Below are 1,336 nucleotides of genomic sequence, written 5' to 3'. Positions count from 1 at the left end.
TACGGAAGGTTATTCACAGAGGGAAATCAGAGCCGCATCGCGACTCTGTAGGAGATGAGTATGGGGTTAAAAGCGCTCGATATTCTCTTTTAACCATGCTTCTGCAGCATCTTCTGGGACGTCATGAGCCAGTACATCAATCAACAAGCAATCTGCAATCGGCGTTGCGCCAATATCGTCTAACAAGTCGTAAGCGTGCTTACCGGCAGCGCAGAACGTATCGTAGCTCGAATCACCAATCGCAATGACTGCAAACTTCACGTCTGCCATCTTAGGTGGTGTATTTTGCAATGCTGCGATGAAAGGTTGAATATTGTCTGGATATTCCCCCGCACCGTGGGTGGAGGTGATCACAAGCCAAGTCCCTTGGTTATCGATCTCGTCTAATGACGGTTGGTTGTGGATCGTGGTTTCAAATCCTTGTTCAACGAGCAGATCGCTCAGGTGATCACCGACGTATTCCGCACCACCAAGAGTGCTACCTGTAATAATGTGGATCATACTTCTTCCTTTTGAATGCAATGGACACGATGTGAGTCGCGAATGGATGTGTCCATATAAAAAGAAACGCGGCACTAAAACAAGGTTTTGTGCCGCGTATTGGATTATTTACCGATACAGAATGAAGAGAAGATGCGCCCGAGTAGGTCGTCAGAGCTGAACTCCCCGGTTATCTCATTCAGATGCTGCTGAGTGATGCGTAGCTCTTCGGCAAGGATTTCACCTGCCATATAGCCTTCAAGCTGCTCTTGGCCGATTTGCAGATGCTGGGCTGCGCGTTCTAGTGCGTCCAAGTGACGACGGCGCGCCATAAAGCCACCCTCAGTATTACCTGAGAAACCCATGCACTCTTTTAGGTGGTTACGCAGCGCATCGACACCCGCCCCGGTTTTTGCTGAAAGGCGAATCAGAGTAGGATCGTTCACATGACAGATCCCCATATCTTCACCCGTTTGATCCGCTTTGTTGCGGATCACCGTCATGCCAATGCTTTCTGGCAGGCGATCGACAAAATCGGGCCAAATTTCTTTTGGATCGGTGGCATCGGTCGTTGTGCCATCCACCATAAACAATACGCGGTCGGCTTGCGCGATTTCATTCCAAGCGCGTTCGATACCGATTTTTTCGACTTCATCAGAAGCGTCACGCAAGCCAGCAGTATCGATGATGTGCAAAGGCATACCGTCGATATGGATGTGCTCACGCAGCACGTCACGCGTGGTACCTGCGATGTCTGTTACGATTGCGGACTCTTTGCCCGACAGCGCGTTCAGTAGGCTTGATTTACCCGCATTTGGACGACCAGCAATCACGACTTTCATGCCTTCGCGCATGA

General features: G+C 50.1%; 2 protein-coding genes. Both read right to left on the bottom strand.

All coding sequences use genetic code 11. The annotated features are described in order from the left end of the window. Positions 1–66: 66 nt before the first annotated feature. Positions 67–501, bottom strand: coding sequence for an FMN-binding protein MioC (gene mioC, locus R7Q47_RS24805; RefSeq protein WP_318089936.1), 435 nt, complete (start codon positions 499–501; stop codon positions 67–69). 104 nt (positions 502–605) lie between these two features. Beyond that, positions 606–1,336 (bottom strand): tRNA modification GTPase (locus tag R7Q47_RS24800; protein WP_318089934.1); only part of this gene is annotated, 731 nt, incomplete at its 5' end.

The sequence above is a fragment of the Vibrio sp. Vb0349 genome, assembly GCF_033338975.1.
The sequence above is the reverse complement of the archived record's forward strand: the minus strand, read 5'-3'. Positions and strand labels throughout refer to the sequence as shown.

Coding starts and splice junctions, on each gene's coding strand:
- mioC (WP_318089936.1), bottom strand. CDS start 501: ATGATCCACATTATTACAGGTAGCACTCTTGGTGGTGCGGAATACGTC.